Source organism: Acinetobacter calcoaceticus (genome assembly GCF_051947995.1).
GTDB lineage: Bacteria > Pseudomonadota > Gammaproteobacteria > Pseudomonadales > Moraxellaceae > Acinetobacter.
Genome location: NZ_JBLVVH010000005.1, coordinates 153,202 through 171,385, shown reverse-complemented (window position 1 = coordinate 171,385; position 18,184 = coordinate 153,202). Strand labels below are relative to the sequence as shown.

17 protein-coding genes are annotated in these 18,184 nt (G+C 39.4%); all 17 read right to left on the bottom strand.

Translation table 11 applies throughout. The features are described from left to right. Positions 1-31: 31 nt before the first annotated feature. Positions 32-1,009 carry a hypothetical protein gene (locus ACNQO6_RS11745; RefSeq protein ID WP_440209062.1) on the bottom strand — a complete coding sequence of 326 codons (978 nt, stop codon included), beginning with the start codon at positions 1,007-1,009 and terminating at the stop codon, positions 32-34. Positions 1,010-1,083: 74 nt separating this feature from the next. Next, positions 1,084-1,770 carry a GAD-like domain-containing protein gene (locus tag ACNQO6_RS11740; protein ID WP_440209061.1) on the bottom strand — a complete coding sequence of 229 codons (687 nt, stop codon included), beginning with the start codon at positions 1,768-1,770 and terminating at the stop codon, positions 1,084-1,086. 91 nt (positions 1,771-1,861) lie between these two features. Then, positions 1,862-3,100, bottom strand: a complete 1,239-nt coding sequence (locus ACNQO6_RS11735) for a type VI immunity family protein (protein WP_440209060.1) — start codon at positions 3,098-3,100, stop codon at positions 1,862-1,864. Positions 3,101-3,276: 176 nt separating this feature from the next. Beyond that, the gene (locus ACNQO6_RS11730; protein WP_440209059.1) at positions 3,277-3,942 is read right to left on the bottom strand and encodes a hypothetical protein; all 666 of its coding nucleotides are present in this window, start codon (positions 3,940-3,942) and stop codon (positions 3,277-3,279) included. A 128-nt stretch (positions 3,943-4,070) separates the two neighbouring features. Further along, positions 4,071-4,946, bottom strand: a complete 876-nt coding sequence (locus tag ACNQO6_RS11725) for a type VI secretion system immunity protein, TaeI family (protein WP_440209058.1) — start codon at positions 4,944-4,946, stop codon at positions 4,071-4,073. A 129-nt stretch (positions 4,947-5,075) separates the two neighbouring features. Next, entirely contained in the window at positions 5,076-5,936 is an 861-nt protein-coding gene (locus tag ACNQO6_RS11720; protein ID WP_440209057.1) for a type VI secretion system immunity protein, TaeI family, read from the bottom strand. Positions 5,937-6,158: 222 nt separating this feature from the next. Beyond that, positions 6,159-7,142, bottom strand: a complete 984-nt coding sequence (locus ACNQO6_RS11715) for a PoNe immunity protein domain-containing protein (protein WP_038342527.1) — start codon at positions 7,140-7,142, stop codon at positions 6,159-6,161. An 11-nt stretch (positions 7,143-7,153) separates the two neighbouring features. Further along, positions 7,154-8,872, bottom strand: coding sequence for a hypothetical protein (locus ACNQO6_RS11710; RefSeq protein WP_038342526.1), 1,719 nt, complete (start codon positions 8,870-8,872; stop codon positions 7,154-7,156). Next, positions 8,869-11,733: a type VI secretion system Vgr family protein gene (locus ACNQO6_RS11705; RefSeq protein ID WP_440209056.1), complete on the bottom strand. Its 2,865-nt coding sequence runs from the start codon at positions 11,731-11,733 to the stop codon at positions 8,869-8,871. The genes ACNQO6_RS11710 and ACNQO6_RS11705 overlap by 4 nt, the downstream gene beginning before the upstream one ends. A gap of 188 nt (positions 11,734-11,921) precedes the next feature. Beyond that, entirely contained in the window at positions 11,922-12,107 is a 186-nt protein-coding gene (locus tag ACNQO6_RS11700; protein WP_440209055.1) for a hypothetical protein, read from the bottom strand. Between the two features lie 140 nt (positions 12,108-12,247). Beyond that, entirely contained in the window at positions 12,248-12,952 is a 705-nt protein-coding gene (gene arsH, locus ACNQO6_RS11695; RefSeq protein ID WP_343579891.1) for an arsenical resistance protein ArsH, read from the bottom strand. 5 nt (positions 12,953-12,957) lie between these two features. Then, positions 12,958-14,001: an ACR3 family arsenite efflux transporter gene (gene arsB / locus ACNQO6_RS11690; RefSeq protein ID WP_440209054.1), complete on the bottom strand. Its 1,044-nt coding sequence runs from the start codon at positions 13,999-14,001 to the stop codon at positions 12,958-12,960. A 118-nt stretch (positions 14,002-14,119) separates the two neighbouring features. Further along, entirely contained in the window at positions 14,120-14,440 is a 321-nt protein-coding gene (locus ACNQO6_RS11685) for a metalloregulator ArsR/SmtB family transcription factor (protein WP_343579893.1), read from the bottom strand. Between the two features lie 38 nt (positions 14,441-14,478). Then, complete coding sequence (gene arsC / locus ACNQO6_RS11680) at positions 14,479-14,913, bottom strand: arsenate reductase (glutaredoxin) (protein ID WP_440209053.1); 435 nt, start codon at positions 14,911-14,913, stop codon at positions 14,479-14,481. Positions 14,914-15,081: 168 nt separating this feature from the next. After that, entirely contained in the window at positions 15,082-16,959 is a 1,878-nt protein-coding gene (locus ACNQO6_RS11675) for a potassium transporter Kup (RefSeq protein WP_440209052.1), read from the bottom strand. A 91-nt stretch (positions 16,960-17,050) separates the two neighbouring features. After that, entirely contained in the window at positions 17,051-17,263 is a 213-nt protein-coding gene (locus ACNQO6_RS11670) for a hypothetical protein (protein WP_343579902.1), read from the bottom strand. Positions 17,264-17,474: 211 nt separating this feature from the next. Beyond that, positions 17,475-18,173 (bottom strand): response regulator, encoded by a 699-nt coding sequence (locus ACNQO6_RS11665; RefSeq protein ID WP_440209051.1) that lies wholly within the window; start codon positions 18,171-18,173, stop codon positions 17,475-17,477. Between the last annotated feature and the right edge of the window lie 11 nt (positions 18,174-18,184).

The following is an 18,184-nucleotide window of genomic DNA, read 5'->3' as shown; positions in this document are numbered from 1 at the left end:
TTTAAACTTAAAATTAAATCTTGTTCATTTATTATCTTACATCATTATCTGGATGACTGATTCTATCCCATGTTTTTCCATCAAACCGAATCAAGTGCTTATAGCTAAGTACCCACAGAATCCCATCTTTTTCCTCAACAGAAATGACACCTTGTACATCACTCAATTCAGAAACGATGGAATATTCTGAATTCTTATATCTGTATAACCCGTGTTCTGAAGCTATATATATAGCCTCTTGATAAAAAGCTGCACTATAAAAAGTCGAATTTATACTTCTATTTTTTAGACTTTTAAAACCATCATCTATATTCCCTTCCAGAAGGGTGCCATCTTGCCCAGTAATTAAAATATTTTTCCCATCTGGACATAACGCAATCCCATACAATGCAGAGGTCGCAATTCGTTTAACCTCTATCCAATTATTACCATTAAAGAAGGCCATAAACCCAGCTTCTTTTTGTGTTCCACATACGTATAAGGCATTGTTATTAAATCCATTTATATCATAAAAGCATCGATTAAAATCTAAATCATTTTCATATTCTAAAAAGGATAAATCTTGATTTTTCAATTCAATAGGGTCTTCTTCCAATCCAATTCCAATAGATTTCCATTCATTCTGGTTATTCTTATAAACTTGACTTCCCTCTCCACAAGCATAAAGATCACCATTAATTACACGGACATGATTAAATTGCCCATAAATTTTTTCCTCTAATTTATATCTAATTTCTTGATGTTCATTATTATTTTGTTGAAATATCCCAACATCCCCCTCTTGATCAAGCGATATAATGGAAGGCTCACCCTTTCTACTTTGGTAAGCAACTGAAATAACTTTCCATCCTTCCAAATCCAAACATGACCAGTTTTGCTGTTCTAAATGTTTATAAATTATTGTTTTACTAAAGCAATCCCATGTATCCAATCCATCAACATTTGCTGATAAACAGAAACTATGGGCGCTAATAGCGCTTCCTGAAGTAAATGTAATAGGATTTTTCATATATTTGATCTAATAAATATAACCATATCATTTTTTAAAAATATAAAATGACATAAAAAAAGCCCTTACGTGCTTTAATCATCTTTTCCTAAACCTTGCTCGTCCACAAACTTACCAATATCTAGCATCATTCTTGGCGTATCAAGAGAAGCTAACAATTGTAGATGTGAAATAATTGGTAGCTTGCGTACATTCTCTAGTTTAGCTTCCCCACCTAGAATCAAAGCGGGTTCAAAACCAAACACTTCATTCGGTTTTAGTACGCCATACTTTTTCACAGCCCGATCAAATAAGGGCTTATTCTTATAGTCTTTAAAATCAAATGTCTTCTTCGTCGGGGTTGAAATATAGTTACGTAGTATGAAGTCTTCCTCACCCTGTTCCATTTTTTCCATATTTGGAAAAATTTGCGAAGTGACCGAAGAAATTTTTAAACAGCGACCATGTATCGTCCCCCAGATAATAAGATCACCAAATGCACTACGACCAAAAACAAAATATTCTTCATGTGGAGGTAACTCTATATGCTCTAACCAAGCATCTAATACATCTTGATAGTCATCAGGATTAACTAACCAAAATAAGCCATTCCCCCAACCAGAAAAACCAAAAGCTTTCCAATATTCAAGCAGTTGATTTGGTAGTTTGCCTTGATACTTTTTAAGAGTTTCTTCTGGTACAGACTCTACACAAACTGGCGGTCCAAAACCTTCATCATGATAAAAAATTTCAAAATTTTCATCCATTATAAACTCACTCATTTCTTACACCTTTCCAGTTTTGCATCTATCCAATATAGATAAAGGAAAGCCCTTCTGGGCTTTCCTTTATCTTTTCTTATTTCTCGACTCATCAAAATGGATTAGGTAGTACCACAACACCACCATCATCTCGTGATACTAATTTCCAGACTGCTGGTTTACTTGAAATACGTCCACTTTTTCTTTGATGTTGACCTTCTTCAGGGAACTCTTGGCCTTGAATCAGATGCTGATCTATTCCGACAAAATCAAATGGAGTCCATACCCCACTGTAAGGAACGATCCGATCTTCATTGCCATACTCTCCTAAAATTGGTAATAAATCCTCTTTGATTCCATCAAAGTCAAAGATACCTTTAGAGAAATTTGCGTTATCCCATCTTCGAATCCAATAATAGACCTGTGACAACGAATAACGAGGCCCACGATATGCTGTATGCATAGCATCTGTTGGCATATCTGTACGTACTGCTTTACACAACTGATTAACAACAACATAGCTTAATGGCAATGGTTTACTTTTATTGCCTAAACGAGGCAACTCTCCAGCTTTAATAACCATACAGCCATTTATTTCTGTTAACTCTAGATCAGGAGCATTCTTTAAAGTAGTTTCATAGAAAGGTTGATTAATAAATTTATCTTTTAAGTTTTTTCCAATAAAAGTATACCAATTAATACTACGAGTACCTGTTTCCCAGTCTAAAGTGAAAAAACTAGGACCATCAGGTGTAACTCCCCAATATTGTCTTGTTACTCCATACTCATAAAATTGATAAGGATGGCGATCATGGGGTAATTGAATGCTTAAACCAGCATAGCCATGTAAGACCTCTAGGTTATGAATTAAGTAACTGATCCATGAATAGAACTCTGCTCTTCCATTTTCTTCATATACAAGAGAAATGGGAAAGTTAAACTCCATATATGAGCAACCATAATTATCTCTAGCCGTACCTATACTAAGTACATAGCTCCCAGATACTTGACCAGATTCTGCAGTCGTAAGATGCCATTCTAAAACATTTGTATCTAATGCTTTTTTATAAGCTGATTGATAGCTTTTATCCGTAAATTCAACAAAACCATTACTTTTAAAAGCAGCAAAATGTGACTTCAACGGGTACGTATTCTTAAATTTATCAATGATATTTAGTGCTTTTTTCTTTCCTTCATCATTACCACCATTTAAGTAGTAAAGTTGTATAGTTAAGGACAATTGAGCTAAAGCCTGATCATTCTTGTCTAACATTAACAATTCACGCTCAGCTTCTTTTATTTGTTGAATAAGCTCTTTCTCCGAAGGAAGTTGTTTTTCAACTGAATGCATAATCTTTCCTAATTCTCAATTATTAAAAGGCTGGAGCCACTTGTTTCCCAACACTAGATATAATTTTGAGGAAAATCTAGCTGCTAAAATCTACAAAGAACAATGCTTATCTAAATTAAAATCAATAACATGCCAATAGAATTAGCTCAGGAAATCAGCCCAAATTTTCTCTTAAGTTAATGATATTTACCTATGGAAAAAGCAAATTTATACTTAGAAGAAAGCTTTGCTTCATAAAAATCAACTTGGCTTTCAGTCCATATTTTTGCTAATAATCCTGCTAATTTTGGTGCTTCAGGATTATTAGCTTTCATTAAAATAAAAGCAGCACTCTCACCATTATCTATAGCAATCACATCAAATTTTTCTTTCAGAAGCACATCTATAACATTTTCATAGTATGTTTGATATATATCCTCCAGTGATAGCTCCTCACCCTCTTTTTCTTTTTTCTCAATTTCAGTAAACATGATATTTAGTCTAGGTTGAACACCTAAATTCGTACCATTCACTATGAGAAGATGATTCAATGATTTTTCTATATGCCACCCCCAATCTTTATATTCTGATCTAGCAATATACTTTGAAGAAATATCATAATCGGCTTGCCAGCTCATTAACCAGCTATCTACTGACTCATCACTATTTATTGGCGGAAAATCAGATAATTTAAGTTCTGGGAAAGCTTTAATAAATTGTGTCATTAATTCTTCTGGCGTTGGTAATGTTGTTTCAGCAATAGCCACGCGGGTGTCATTTGTATCTGTGATGGCTTTACTTTGGTTCAAGAAATATGCTGAAATCCCAATCAATAAAAAAAGACATAAGGCTATTTTTAACATAACAATTCGAGGTTCCTAAAGAGCTTATTTCACTGGATATTTTTCCAATAAATCAGCATTATCGTTCCTATCCCAAAGCTCTAATCTGGATTGATCATAAAAAAATGGCAAAGCTGCTAAGATATTTTCTATTCCCCATCCCAATACCAATACACTTCTCCCCAATCCAGCTCGGCAAGAGTTGGAAGAATCTCACCCTGCTCAAAATATTGTCGTGAATCTGGTTGAGCTGGTGTTTTCCAATAGCCAGTTTGTGGACATTGTTGTCCACCTTGCACACTAATTTTAAGCTGTTTTCTTTCCTGTTGATCAACCTGTTCAATAGCTTTACTAAATGATGCATTCTCTCCATATAACATCTTCCCTAAGTCCTCCAGATCTGTTTTATAGACTTGGTTAAACTCTTTGAGTATCGACATATGAACATGAATATCAAGTTTTTTTAGATTTTTTAATGAAGCACTACCACCAAGTATTAAGGCAGGTTCAAAGCCCAATACTTCATTACTGGCGAGAGGACCATATTTTTTTACAGCACGTTCAAATAGAGGTTTGAGATTGTCATCTTTTTTGTCAAATTCATCTACATCAGAAAAAGCAAAGAAGTTTCTAACAATTTCATTACTTGTATGTTTTTTATCATTAAAGCCAACGCTATTCTGAAATACTTGACCATTTGAAATATTTAAATCATATTTTTGCCAATTTTTTTCTCCCCATAAATAAAGCTCTCCAAATGCTGATCTAGCAATCACATGCCAAACATCCTCATCTAAAATATCAGTACTTTCTAACCAGTGATAAATGTCCTCTGCATAATCTTCTGGATTGGTAATCCAAAATAATCCTTCTTTAAAGCAACAAAAGCCAACTTCTTTCCAATATTCTAATAATTGGTCAGGAAGTTTCCCTTTATATTTCTTTAGAATATCTTCAGTTACTGCAATTGCTTGCTGAGGTTGCCCAAATTTTTCTAAAAAATATTCAAAGTCTTCATCACTCATTTTCCCTCCGAATTAGCGCAATGTTTTAACTAAAAATCTATCAAATTTTTCCATACACGCTTATAGACCTTTGCTTTACCTAACTTTTATAAATATGAGCAAAACAAAAATGCCCTTTGGGGCATTTAATTAGTTCTCACCATCCCAAGACCAATACACTTCTCCCCAATCTAATTCAGTAAGGATTGGAAAAATGTCATTTTGTTTGAAGTATTGTCGTGAATCTGGTTGTGCGGGTGTTTTCCAATAGCCAGTTCTCGGACAAATTTCCCCAGCTTTAACTGAATGATTATATTGTGACTCGGCATCTTGCCCACTTGTTAAATCTTCCACATTATACGATGTACCATATAGAGCCGCTGTAAGATCCTCAAAGCTTCTCATTCTTAGTGGAGTTACCTGCTTTAATAGTTTCATGTGGACTGGTAAATTAACTTTTGCTAAATGGCTTAACGACTCTTCACCACCTAAAGCAAGTGCAGGCTCAAATGCATACATTTCATCTGTCTTTAAAACACCAAGTTTTTTCACCGCACGATCAAATAGCTTTTTACCGTTTTTATCGGTGTAATCCATATAAGTTTTTTTAGCAAGAAAGAAAAAGTCACTGCCATAAAATTCAGCGCTTTCTAACTGTTCTCCATTGTCATGTAGAATGCCTTCCATTGTTTTAATATAATATCTACCATAATTACGCTCACCCCAAATTAACAGCTCACCAAATGCGGTACGCGCTAAAACATGATAAACATCATCATCAGGCAATAGTGTCTCTTCCAGCCAGTCATAAATTAATTCAGCGTAATCATCTGGATTGGTAATCCAGTACAAACCATTTAGATAGCCTGCAAAACCAAACAATCGCCATTGCTCTAAAATACTTTCAGGCAATTTACCCCGATATTTTTTTATTATGCTCTCTGTAGCTTCGACTTTATCAATTGGCTGACCATATTTTTCGTAAAAGTAATCAATATCTTCTTGGTTCATCTTACTACTCTCCATTACTTACAACGCTTCAATTCAACATCCATCGCATCTTTCCCCATCCCCTTAGCCTGAGCCTGAGCTGCCGCTTTATCCATACCAGCTAGACGCTCCTTTGCTGCCATTTGAAAACCAATTGAACTGTTTAACCTTTATTTAATTTTTAAAGCTTTACTAAATGTAAAAAACCATCCAAATGAGGATGGTTATTCTAGAATTATTTAATCAAATATCATTCTCTAAATACCAAATCGTCAATCCCCACGGATTGTTTTTAATCTCAGGCATTATTTCGCCTTGCTTGAAATGACGCTTTTCCATATTATTTGCTGGGCTATACCAATCGCCTGTTTTTGGACAATTTTGACCAGCTTCACATCTAAATTGATTTCCTTTTTTATTACTAACATCATTTTTTGGTGGTACAAAAGTCTTCACAAATTGAACTAAATCTTTCGGATAATATAAATATTGATAAAGACTGCTATCGTCTTCAATTTCCAATAAGTAGACTGCTGCACCTGCTTCAAAAGCCCAGTACCCGAAATATCCATCATCACTTAAATGACTATCGTGCCAAGGAGCTGCTGATAAATCTTTGTACCATTTCTTTAGAAACTCATTAATCTTATGTAATGACTTATTTTTATCGTGTGTACAGAAAGCTTTAAATAAGAGACTATAAGGCTTAACTCCTAAAATAGTATCAGTTTCATACCTTTCTAAACTATCATCATAGGCAAGCATTTCTTCAATTAAAACATCTTCTCCTGCATTTTCCTCATCTTCACCATCCACTAAACGAGCAACTCTTGGTAATAAATCCTGTCGATGCAATAAATAACATAGACTTATTAACCATATATAAGGGCAATAACCATCAAATGACCGAATCGGAAATGCCATTTCATCAGTATCACCACTACTTTGTACTAATGCCTTTAAGTAATTTTCATAAGCAACAACTACATTTTCTAAGGCATAACGTAGATTCTCAAGTGGCTCACCAGCAGTATATGACAATATAAAATTATTAAATGTGCCTTCAGCAATACCAAACCACATTGATAGATGCCATCCAACATCACTACCTTCTGGTTTACTCAAATTCTCTTTTTGTCTTTGCATTACACGTAAAGTTAAATCTCTAGTGCCATGAAAATTTACTTCAGTTAAAAACTGTTGTCTTCTTTCAGTTAAAAAACTCATAAAAAGTACCTTTATCTAGTTCTTTTATCACGTGATTTATCAAAAACTTTTGCCTTATTGTCTGCCTCTTTTGCTATGGCAGCATCACCCCATTCCCTTGTAACTTCATGTGCAATGTGTATTTCATGATTAATCTTTTCTCCTGAAGCTTTTTGTGAAAGGGCTGTTAAATGATTGGCTATTTGTGGAATTGAGAAAAATAATACACAACGACTATAAACTTTATTTGTGTCAGATAATAAATCTTCTTTGGCAAAAAGATCATTTAGCACCAGTCGAGTGGATCTTAGTCTTGTTTGAATCCAGTTATGACTCATTTGCATAACTTTACCATTATCTTTTCTACTTCGTTCTCCACCAACATCTACGCTCCCACCTTTTGAGTTTGTATTAGTGTTCTTATTTTTTTTCTTTTTTTTCTTTTTTGTTCCTTTCATTTCTTCTATGCCAGAAGTCATATCTGCGCCATTTTTATCTTTAGCATCATTTAATAGTTCACCAAGACTTTTAATAGGACTCTCACTAAGTTTTGCCTCAATAATTGCGTACGGTTTACCACTATTAGTTTTCCACACACCATCAATTCCACGACCACGAGATTTTATTTCCAGTAATTGAACCATTTTCCCGCCATCATTTAACTTATGCGAGTTAATCGCATTAGCATCATCATGCTTCGCTGTATCCTTTCCCCATCCTTTAATTTGCTGACAATGATAATCAGCCATATGTTCACCAAGAATTCCTTTTAACTTATTTGTAAAATCTCCAATTTTATCAATAGTATGTTGAGTTGCATTAACCCTATTTCCCGATCCTTTTTCAACAGTCTGACGCTCGTTACCATTGACTTTATCGTGATCAGCACGTTTCTCACCGCCTACTTTCTTTTTATCTACTTCTTGCTTTTTCGCATCAACTTTCTTGCCCGCTACTGCACTACCCGTAGCTTTATTATCTACTTTCTTACTGGCTGTAGAACCACCATTTACTTTTTTCTGAGTATTATTTCCAACTAGTTTAACTTTAGATTTCTCATGTGAACTCTTTGTTTTATTACCTGTAGAAAGTGCTATCGTTGCAGCTGCATTAACGACTTTATATCCTTCCTCCCCAATCATATCGATTACAAAGTCTTGCATCGCTTTAAAGCCCATATCAAATCCTTTTTTAATCGGATCACGGACCTGCTTCACTTTCGGACGCATTCTTCTTGCCAATAGCTCAAGGTTATCAGGTATCCACCAACGTGGAATAGACAAATATGCTAGTAATTGATCTAAAGAATTAAATGCAATGTTCAACTGCTGTAAAGCCTGAGCTTTACGTTGAGCCCAAGGAAAAGTTTTTAAATACTTGATTGAGCTACCCTTACTCATACCAAGCATACGATCAATAGAACTCCAGGTCTTTGCATCAATTTTTTTAACGACTTTACGTGATTTCCATAATGGTTTAAACACACCTTTAAATAGGCTTCCAACTTCTGGTATACACCCAATAGCCGCGAATGATAGATCTACCCAATCATCAATTGTACAATTTGCTGGTCCTTTGTTCGTAATTCGGCAAACCATGCCAGCAACATCTCGGACATCTAAAACCTGATCTGCAATTGGAATCAAACCAATAACCGCATTGGCAATAATAGACATATTTGAGGGATTCTCTTTAAAATCCCCCATAATTAAATCTTCTAAAAATTCAATTGCATCATCTACAACACTCATTCAAAACCACCGTTCTTATAGTATTCTTGTTCTAGTTTTTTCAATTCTGCCTGCATTTTCTCTTTTTCAGCATCATTCGGTTTAATATTTTCTAATGGTGGTGGAACCCACTCGATAGGGTCTTCGCCAAATTCAACCATATATTTTTTATCCATTGGTACACCCTCAACTTTGGCATAACCTTTATCATCTAGAACACCACTTAAAATAGAGCCATCTTCTAAAATGACTTTATATGCAGCCCCTTTAATCGGAGTCAAATCATCATAGTGATAATTAAGTTCTATAAATCGATTGTTATCCATAATGGGTAGAGCTGGAAATTCGGCCATTGCACTCGCCCCACCCATAAACAAATGCTGCCCCGCTTTCACCTCAAACTTGCCACCTGTGGTCGGAAAAATCCCTGAACCATTCAGCTTGAGTTGCGAACCTTGCGCAGTAAATACAATTTCTTTTGGACTGGTAATTTCAATACGGTCTTCGGTGGAAATAATCTGAATCCCTTGCTTGGCAAGCAAGTCCATGCCATCCGATTGAGCATGTACTTCAAATTTACCTTTGGCAGCGACCTGCTTGATGCCATTTTGCGCTGCAAACAGGCTAATTCTATTCTGGACATGCGCAACCAGATTCTTTTGCGTACTCAGGTTAATACTATCGCCCGCAATCTGATTGATCTGTCCATCCGCAGAAAGATGAATATCTTCATTGCTACTCAGACCAATCCCCGCAGGTGAGTTCAATAGCAATAACGCTTTTTCAAATTTGGCGATCTTGTCCTGAATCTGATCAGCAAAGTCTTTTAACTGATCAAGTGATTCAATTTCATCCGTTTGCTGGTTCTTGGCAACTTCGCTTAAGGCTTTGGCATTGCTTTGATTGCCTTCGATCTGTTGCTTGGCTGGCTGCGCATCCAGATGCTCGCCTTGCGCCTGATCCTGTTTCTGCGTACTCAGCAACAAACCTTGCCCTGCACGTACCGCACCCCACTGATCAGTCCGCAGCTCAAAACCTTCACCTCGGTCTTCACTTTCAGCCTTGTCTTTGGGATGGCTGAGCTTACCGAGGTTCAGTTGGCTGGCAGCATGGCTACTTTGTAGTTGCGCGCTGATCTGCCCCGTGGTGTCATCAAAACGCAGTTGGTTAAAGCCTTCGCCTTGATATTCTTTAGATTTAATCCCTGCCAATTTCTTGGTATCCGGCAGCTTGCCGACATTGTCAAACTTGGTCGGACTACGTTGTGCTTCATGAATCCGCCCCACCACATAAGGACGGTCAATATTACCGTCAAAGAAATCAATCACCACGATCTCACCAATTCTTGGCAAGAAACGTGCGCCGTAGCCTTCACCTGCCCACGGCGTCAGCACATCGATCCAGGCTGAATCGGTATCATTGTCATTGGCACCTGCGCCACCATCATGGCTATGGTCTTCTGCACGGGTAAACAGGAATCTGACTTTAATACGTCCCCATTCATCGACATGGATTTCCTCACCACTTGGCCCGACCACTTTGGCGCGTTGCGGATACGCTTCGGGACGATGCTGCTGAGGATTATATGCCGGCACTATCTTGATCTGACGGCGTTGTAAGGTAAGTTGATTGGCTTGGCGTTCTTGGGTATTGCCTGTATTGAACTGATTAGGTTGCCACTGACTCTGTGCCAATAACTGATCAATTTGCTGATGTAAATCTTTAGGCAGATTGTTTTGATTATAGAAATGCTTGGCTGTAATCAGGAATTCCTTGTCTGCCCCATCATGCTGATCAATTTCAGGATGGTCATGCAACTCAAACCAGTAACCCACTTGTGCGTCACGTAGAGTCGACTGGGCAATAAACTGCTTGGCCTGTGCATTATGGTAATGACTGAGATTTTGATTAAAACGTTCAACCTGTTGATTACCTGAAGGTGTTGCGCCATCTTCCTTGTTCAGGTCTTGCATCCATGCAGGCGTAAAGTGCCATGCATCTTCCAGCGCCAAGCGGGTTGCATCATGCTGTTCTGAATGTTGCTGCGTGGTAAGGACCGAACCTGTGCCTTCATCCATGTCTAAGGCATCAGGCTGCCAACGATTCACATACACCGAAGTCGGTTGTAAGGAACGGTTGCCAATAAAACTGGTAATCGAGTCAAATTGTTCCGTTGCACTGCTACGATGGTACTGCACCTTGCGGCGATCCAGCGCCTGATACTGGGCATTGTCATCAATCAGTCTTAATCGCTGCGGCTGAATGCTGCTATTTGAATTCGGTACTGTCAGTTGCGCTTCATCAATCAGCCAGTTGATCCCTTCACTACGCATCAGGCGGGTCAGAAAATCATAATCACTTTCATTCTGTGACATGATAAATGGGCGAATATCGTAGTCTTGACTCAGCCCGCTTAAATCTAATGTCAGACTGGCGGCAAAGAGCGGGCTTTTCTGTTGCCACTCCTTAAACACCACTTCAACAACGTCCCGCACACTTTTATTCATGAATACACGGGAGTTGCGGCGTTTATGCCACAGTGCGGTCGGATCTTGCAAAGTCAGCTTATAGACCGTCAGGCTACCATCCGATTGTCCTTGCAATGCTTGAGTAATAATGCCGGTGGTACGGAATAGTTGGCCTGTATCTGTGACCTGATCAACGGCAACCTGACTGCCAATAAATTGTTTGAGTGGAATGGTCGCATTGGTCGACAGACAGATGAGTTCAGCTTCAACCCCGGCATTGATTTGGTGCTGCCCATCAATACGCTGCAAAAAGACTTGCGTATTTAAATCCTGATTTGAGAATAAAATATGTAAGGCACGTTTTTGTGCAGTAAGCCCTAAGCTGTCTAAGGCTTGAAATATATTGTTCAACATCTTGTTATAGGCTTACGCTTAAATTTAGTGCATTTTACAAAGTATCGCGTTGCTCTGTCTATACGGTTCTGTCTATTTGTGACAATTTACGTCACTGAATTTATTCTGCCTGAGTCGCTCCAATCAAGATTAAACTTAAAAATAAAAAAGCCCATCATGAGATGAGCTTATTCATCCGATAAAATAAATTAACAGTTGCCCTTTTTGGCTTGTCCTGGAGGACAGAAACGCCCTTTTCCATGCCCGTCATAATAACGGCCATCATTGAGTCGCCCATCCGGATCCACCACAATACTTCCTTCACGGGTATGTACAGCACAGGCAGTCAGTCCCACGCTGCCCAACAAAGTCACGACTAATAAAAAATATTTCATAATCCCCTCCCTTTTTAATAAAAAAATAAAATTATTTTACAGGTTGTTCAATCTATATTTTGTTATCCGTTTCCGCTTAAAAACCTGATCAGAACATACCCTTCCCGTTAAGCGGGTGTGAAGCCCGTTCATTGCTTCATTTACAGATTACGTTGATTCACACGTTTTGATAATTCCTCAGCAGACTCTTTGCGCTCAGAATATCGATCGCTTAGATACTGGCTTTGTCCACGGGTAAGCAAGGTAAATTTATAAAGCTCCTCCATCACATCTACAATACGGTCATAATAAGAGGAGGCTTTCATACGACCATCCTCTTCAAATTCCAAAAATGCTTTAGGAATTGAAGATTGGTTTGGAATCGTAATCATCCGCATCCAGCGCCCCAAAATACGCATCTGATTCACGCTATTAAACGATTGCGATCCCCCACTGACTTGCATCAATGCCAACGTTTTACCTTGAGTCGCACGAATTGCCCCGCCAGCAAGCGGAATCCAGTCGATTTGCGATTTAAAGATTGAGCTCATGGAACCATGGCGTTCAGGTGAACACCACACCATGCCTTCAGACCAGGCCAACAGTTGGTGCAGTTCTTTTACTTTGACATGTTCAGTATCGGCATCCTCTGGTAGCGGAAGACCTTTGGGATGAAAGATTTTTACCTCGGCACCGAATTGCTCCAGAATGCGTCCGGCTTCCATCACTGCCAACCGGCTATATGAACGTTCGCGGTTAGAACCATACAGCAGCAAAATACGCGGTGGATGATCAAGTTGTTTAGCTTGTACTTTTTCTAAAGTAGGTTGATCCAGAAGATTCATCGCTACATTGGGGAGATTCATGGAAATTACACCTCTTCTTTAAAAAACTTTTTCCTCAGCGACAAGGACACACTGACTAATGCAATCAATACGGGCACTTCCACCAGGGGGCCAATCACGGTCGTAAATGCCACAGGTGAAGCCAGTCCAAAGGTGGCAATCGCTACAGCCAGCGCCAGCTCAAAATTATTGCCTGCCGCGGTAAACGAAATTGCAGTAGTTTTAGGATAGTCATTCCCCATCCACCTACTCATAAAAAAGCTGATAAAGAACATCAGGATAAAGTAAATTGTTAATGGAATGGCAATACGTAGCACGTCAAAAGGCAGGCTGATCACATCCCCTCCTTTAAGACTGAACATCGCTACAATCGTGAATAATAAAGCCAACAAACTCAGCGGGCTGATCTTGGGTAAGAAGACTTGTTGATACCAATCCAGACCTCTTGCTTTCACCAGAGTGAATCGCGTAACAAAGCCAAGGAAAAATGGAATGCCCAGATACACCAATACCGCATGGGTAATGGTCCAGAAATCGACATCAATTACTTGCCCTGCCACACCAAAGTATGGCGGTAAAAAAGTCAGGAACAACCATGCATAGCTACTAAAAAAAACAATCTGGAAAATACTATTGAAAGCGACCAGAGCTGCGACATATTGATTATCACCACAGGCCAATCTATTCCAGACCAAGACCATGGCAATACAGCGGGCCAACCCAATCAGAATCAGTCCTGTCATGTATTCCGGATAGCTATGCAAAAAAATGATGGCTAATGCAAACATCAGAACCGGCGCAATCACCCAGTTCTGGACTAAAGACAACGTTAAGGTTTTTTTGTCTTTAAACACGTGTGGTAATGCCGCATAGTCCACTTTGGCTAATGGTGGATACATCATCAAAATCAAACCCATCGCAATAGGAATATTGACGGAATCCACACTCATTTTATCCAAAGCGATGGAGGCTTGCGGAAAGAACACACCTATTACAATCCCCAAGGCCATGGCGATAAAAATCCATAGCGTGAGATTAAGATCTAGAAAGGATAATCTTTGCTGGGCCATAACATGCTTACTCAACAGTTGAGATGTGATGGATTGCAGCAATCCATTCAGAACGAAACAGATGCATCATATACAGTGCAGATAAAACATCTAAATGACGAAGGAAGCTCATTCCCCATTACTCACAACAACTCTTTATCCGGGAGTCGAATATACCTTTGCTCAGCAAAGACGGATCACTCACCACGATCTTCAGAATGTCATGACACCAGATCGGCAACTGCGGATTGATACTGTAATATACCCATTGGCCTTGCCGCCGGTCTTGCAGGAGACCTGAAGAGCGTAATAAGGCTAAATGTCTGGAAATCTTGGGCTGACTCAGTTGCAATTTTTCGGTCAAATCACACACACATAATTCTTTATTCAAGGCAACTAAAGTCACGATATTGAGTCGGGTGTCATCTGATAAGCATTTGAAAAAATTAACCTGCTCCATGCTTCCTCTCATTTATCTATCTGGAAAATCATATAAACTTATTTGATCCGTTGCCCATTTTCATCAATCACTTTTTCACCATCTTCTTTCGTAAATGCCCCCTGTTGCGGGAATGGTAAGATTTCCAATACAACTTCCGATGGACGGCTTAAACGGGTACCTAATTCAGTAACCACAAATGGGCGGTTGATCAGGATCGGATGCTCAAGCATAAAAGCAAGCAGTTGTTCATCACTCCAGTCAGGACGGTCAAGTGCTAAATCCCGATAAGGATCAACATTCTGGCGAATCGCTTCTCTTACTGTTAATTTTGCATCCTGAATTAATTTCACCAACTCGTCATAAGCAGGCGGTGTAATAAGATATTCAATTACCGTGGGCTCAATTCCAGCATTACGGATCAAAGCCAGCGTATTTCTGGATGTGCCACAGGCCGGGTTATGATAAATCGTTACATGTGTTGAAGATGACATCGGATCAAGCCCTGCTAATCGTTTCCAATACTTTATATATGAATATCCATATATATGCAAATCCATATATTAAAAATCTTTCACTTCGTATTGAACAAACAGTCCCTAATCGCTGACAAAAAAAACTGCACCATAAATGATGCAGTCCCATGAATCTTAAATCTTGAATTAAATTTCAATCTGGCTTCCCAACTCGACCACACGGTTGGTTGGAATCTGATAAAAGTCACTGACAGGACTGGTATTACGTTGCATCGAAATAAATAAACGCTCACGCCAAGGTGACATCCCATCCCCAACACTATGCACAATACGGTCACGTGAAATAAAGAAGCTAATTTGCATCACATCATATTCAAACTCTAATTGTGCATAGGCCTGAACCAAAGCTTGCGGGACATCCGGCTCATCTTTAAAACCATAGAAAATCTTGATGCGATAAAAATGCTCATCCAGAGTTTCAACGCTAATCCGTTGCTGTTGAGCAACGAAAGGAACATCTTCAACCACGACGGTCACAAGAATGTTGCGTTCATGCAACACTTTATTATGTTTTAGATTATGCAGCATGGAATGCGGAACCACATTGGGCGTTCCGGTCAGAAAGACCGCATCACCCGGTACACGAAGTACACTATTACCGATACTTTTCACAAATAAATCCAGTGATAAGGTATCGTGCTCAAGCTTGCTAAATGTCAGCTCCCGACCTCGCTTCCAGGTCATGAGAAGGATCATTGCGACAGCACCGATTAATAAGGGTACCCATCCTCCTGAAAATAATTTTAAAGACGCTGCAGCAACCAGTACCGACTCAAGAATGAAAAACGGGATAATCAGCAGAAATACCTTTGCTAAGTTCCATTTCCAGCCGTAGTAAATAAAGACTGCCACCAAAATGGTGTCACACAACATGGTCAGGGTTACCGCAAGACCGTAGGCGCTGGCCAGATTTGAACTGGTTTCAAAAATCAGTATCAGCACTACAATTGCCACTAAGAGCAACCAGTTGAGAAAAGGTACGTAAATCTGGCCCGCCTCCTGATCAGAAGTGTGCTTGATACTTAGCCGAGGTAAATAACCTAACTGAATTGCCTGACGTGCTAAAGAAAATACGCCGGAAATTACCGCCTGTGAAGCAATCACAGCCGCCATGGTCGCGAGTATGATCATGGGATACAAGGCCCAGCCCGGAACCAGCAAATAAAAAGGATTTTCAATTGCAGCAGGATTACGCAACAACAATGCCCCTTGTCCTGCATAGTTTAAAACCAGACATGGAAGAACCACACTAAACCATCCCATACGAATCGGTTGAGGGCCAAAGTGTCCCATATCTGCATAGAGCGCCTCGCCCCCTGTCACCGTTAAGACCACCGCCCCCATAATGAAAAAAGACTGTACCGGATGGGTAAAGATAAACTGTATCGCCCAGTGCGGACTAATCATCCCAAGGACCAAGGGCGTCTGTATGACACTGGCAATCCCGAGAATACCCAGCGAAACAAACCACAGCAGCGTAATTGGACCAAAGAACTTACCCACAAAAGCAGTGCCCTGTTTCTGCATTAAAAATAATGTAATGACAATTACGAGGGCAATCGGAACAATAAAAGGATCCAGCACATTCGTGGCAATGGATAAGCCTTCAACGGCCGAAAGTACGGAGATGGCAGGAGTAATGATCCCGTCGCCAAAAAATAAAGAGGCGCCGATAAAACCAATCGCAATCAGATAAATCTTTTTATGATCAGATATTTTGGCCTTGCGAAGGTTCAAGGCCAGCAACGCCATGATGCCACCCTCGCCATTGTTGTCAGCGCGCATCACGATGGCAATATATTTAATGCTGATAATCAGCATTAAGCACCAGAAAATAATCGAAAGGATCCCCAATACATTTCCTGGCTGAATCGCCAGACCATGCGCAGCATGAAAGGACTCTTTTAAAGCATATAAAGGACTGGTCCCAATATCACCAAAAACCACGCCTAATGCTGCTAATGCAGTGGCAGGCAATGCCGTTTTTTTTACATTACTTTGCATAATCAATGTTCTATATCAGGTTAGGGCGGGCAACATTTTTAACAATGCGTGATTTAACCAAGCTCGGTGTTGTTCTAGAGATGCTGCAACGTTAAGCTCTTTGTAACTTAAGCATCTGCTGTATTTCGATCGAGCTATAGCCTCTTTCTTTTAAAATCTGAACAATTATTTTTTGTATTTCAACGGGCTTTACCGGATATTTTTCAACCAGAACTTCAGTTCTATAACCGGTAAAAACACTTTTTTGATTTAGAAGCATGTTATGGAAATGATTACTTTGACTGTCGGTATTAAAGAAACCCATTAACCTACCCATAGGAACAATTTTCAAAATTACATTTTAGTAATCTGGAAAAATGAGCGGCGTAAATTTTGCGTAAATTTTTCACCATCTTCCCTTGTTGGAATAAGTCCAGTTCTCCCTTATACCCCTCCGCTTGCCCGATACATCTTTGTCGGGTTCATCTCTTGTTCGACCTCCAGCCCTACCTACAAGTTACACGATGCTTAAAAACTCAGCCCAAAAAACGTAAACCAACCCCTGCGATCGTGTAAATATATTTGGGACTGAGGGCAGAATCGCCAATTTTTGTTCTGAGTTTTTTCACCAAAATCCTCAGATAATGGGTGTCTTCTTCATGGCTAATGCCCCATAACTCGGTCATGATCTGTTTTTGCGTCACAATCTTGCCTTGGTGACGAATCAACAGCGCCAAGAGCTGAAATTCTTTTTTGGTCAAGGTAATTTCCTGACCTGCCAATTGCGCCGTATGCTCGGCGACATCGACCCAAAGCTGGCCATCGTTAAAGACAATATTTTGTTCTAAATGCTGCGGTTTATTGCGGAACATCACCCGGATACGGGCACACAATTCCTGAATACTAAAAGGTTTGGTCACATAATCATTGGCACCGGCATCCAGTAACCTGATTTTTTGATTTTCATCCGGCCGCGCAGATAAGACGATCACGGGAATATCCGACCATTGCCGTAATTCCATCAACACTTCTTGTCCTTCCATATCGGGTAAACCCAGATCAAGAATCAGCAGATCTGCACCGCGGGTTGCCAGACTCTCCAGTCCCTTGACCCCATTCTCAGCGACATGGACCGAATAGCCTTGCGCGCGTAAGGCAATATCCAGAAATTTTCGAATTTGCGGCTCATCATCGATGATGAGAATAGAGGCATGCTGGTTGAATGTGTGTGGCATAAAGAATGATT

What these genes read in the sequence shown, in the direction of transcription:
- ACNQO6_RS11745 (WP_440209062.1), bottom strand. Translation starts at nt 1,009, where the DNA reads ATGAAAAATCCTATTACATTTACTTCAGGAAGCGCTATTAGCGCCCAT.
- ACNQO6_RS11740 (WP_440209061.1), bottom strand. Translation starts at nt 1,770, where the DNA reads ATGAGTGAGTTTATAATGGATGAAAATTTTGAAATTTTTTATCATGAT.
- ACNQO6_RS11735 (WP_440209060.1), bottom strand. Translation starts at nt 3,100, where the DNA reads ATGCATTCAGTTGAAAAACAACTTCCTTCGGAGAAAGAGCTTATTCAA.
- ACNQO6_RS11730 (WP_440209059.1), bottom strand. Translation starts at nt 3,942, where the DNA reads ATGTTAAAAATAGCCTTATGTCTTTTTTTATTGATTGGGATTTCAGCA.
- ACNQO6_RS11725 (WP_440209058.1), bottom strand. Translation starts at nt 4,946, where the DNA reads ATGAGTGATGAAGACTTTGAATATTTTTTAGAAAAATTTGGGCAACCT.
- ACNQO6_RS11720 (WP_440209057.1), bottom strand. Translation starts at nt 5,936, where the DNA reads ATGAACCAAGAAGATATTGATTACTTTTACGAAAAATATGGTCAGCCA.
- ACNQO6_RS11715 (WP_038342527.1), bottom strand. Translation starts at nt 7,142, where the DNA reads ATGAGTTTTTTAACTGAAAGAAGACAACAGTTTTTAACTGAAGTAAAT.
- ACNQO6_RS11710 (WP_038342526.1), bottom strand. Translation starts at nt 8,872, where the DNA reads ATGAGTGTTGTAGATGATGCAATTGAATTTTTAGAAGATTTAATTATG.
- ACNQO6_RS11705 (WP_440209056.1), bottom strand. Translation starts at nt 11,733, where the DNA reads ATGTTGAACAATATATTTCAAGCCTTAGACAGCTTAGGGCTTACTGCA.
- ACNQO6_RS11700 (WP_440209055.1), bottom strand. Translation starts at nt 12,107, where the DNA reads ATGAAATATTTTTTATTAGTCGTGACTTTGTTGGGCAGCGTGGGACTG.
- arsH (WP_343579891.1), bottom strand. Translation starts at nt 12,952, where the DNA reads ATGAATCTCCCCAATGTAGCGATGAATCTTCTGGATCAACCTACTTTA.
- arsB (WP_440209054.1), bottom strand. Translation starts at nt 14,001, where the DNA reads ATGGCCCAGCAAAGATTATCCTTTCTAGATCTTAATCTCACGCTATGG.
- ACNQO6_RS11685 (WP_343579893.1), bottom strand. Translation starts at nt 14,440, where the DNA reads ATGGAGCAGGTTAATTTTTTCAAATGCTTATCAGATGACACCCGACTC.
- arsC (WP_440209053.1), bottom strand. Translation starts at nt 14,913, where the DNA reads ATGTCATCTTCAACACATGTAACGATTTATCATAACCCGGCCTGTGGC.
- ACNQO6_RS11675 (WP_440209052.1), bottom strand. Translation starts at nt 16,959, where the DNA reads ATGCAAAGTAATGTAAAAAAAACGGCATTGCCTGCCACTGCATTAGCA.
- ACNQO6_RS11670 (WP_343579902.1), bottom strand. Translation starts at nt 17,263, where the DNA reads ATGGGTTTCTTTAATACCGACAGTCAAAGTAATCATTTCCATAACATG.
- ACNQO6_RS11665 (WP_440209051.1), bottom strand. Translation starts at nt 18,173, where the DNA reads ATGCCACACACATTCAACCAGCATGCCTCTATTCTCATCATCGATGAT.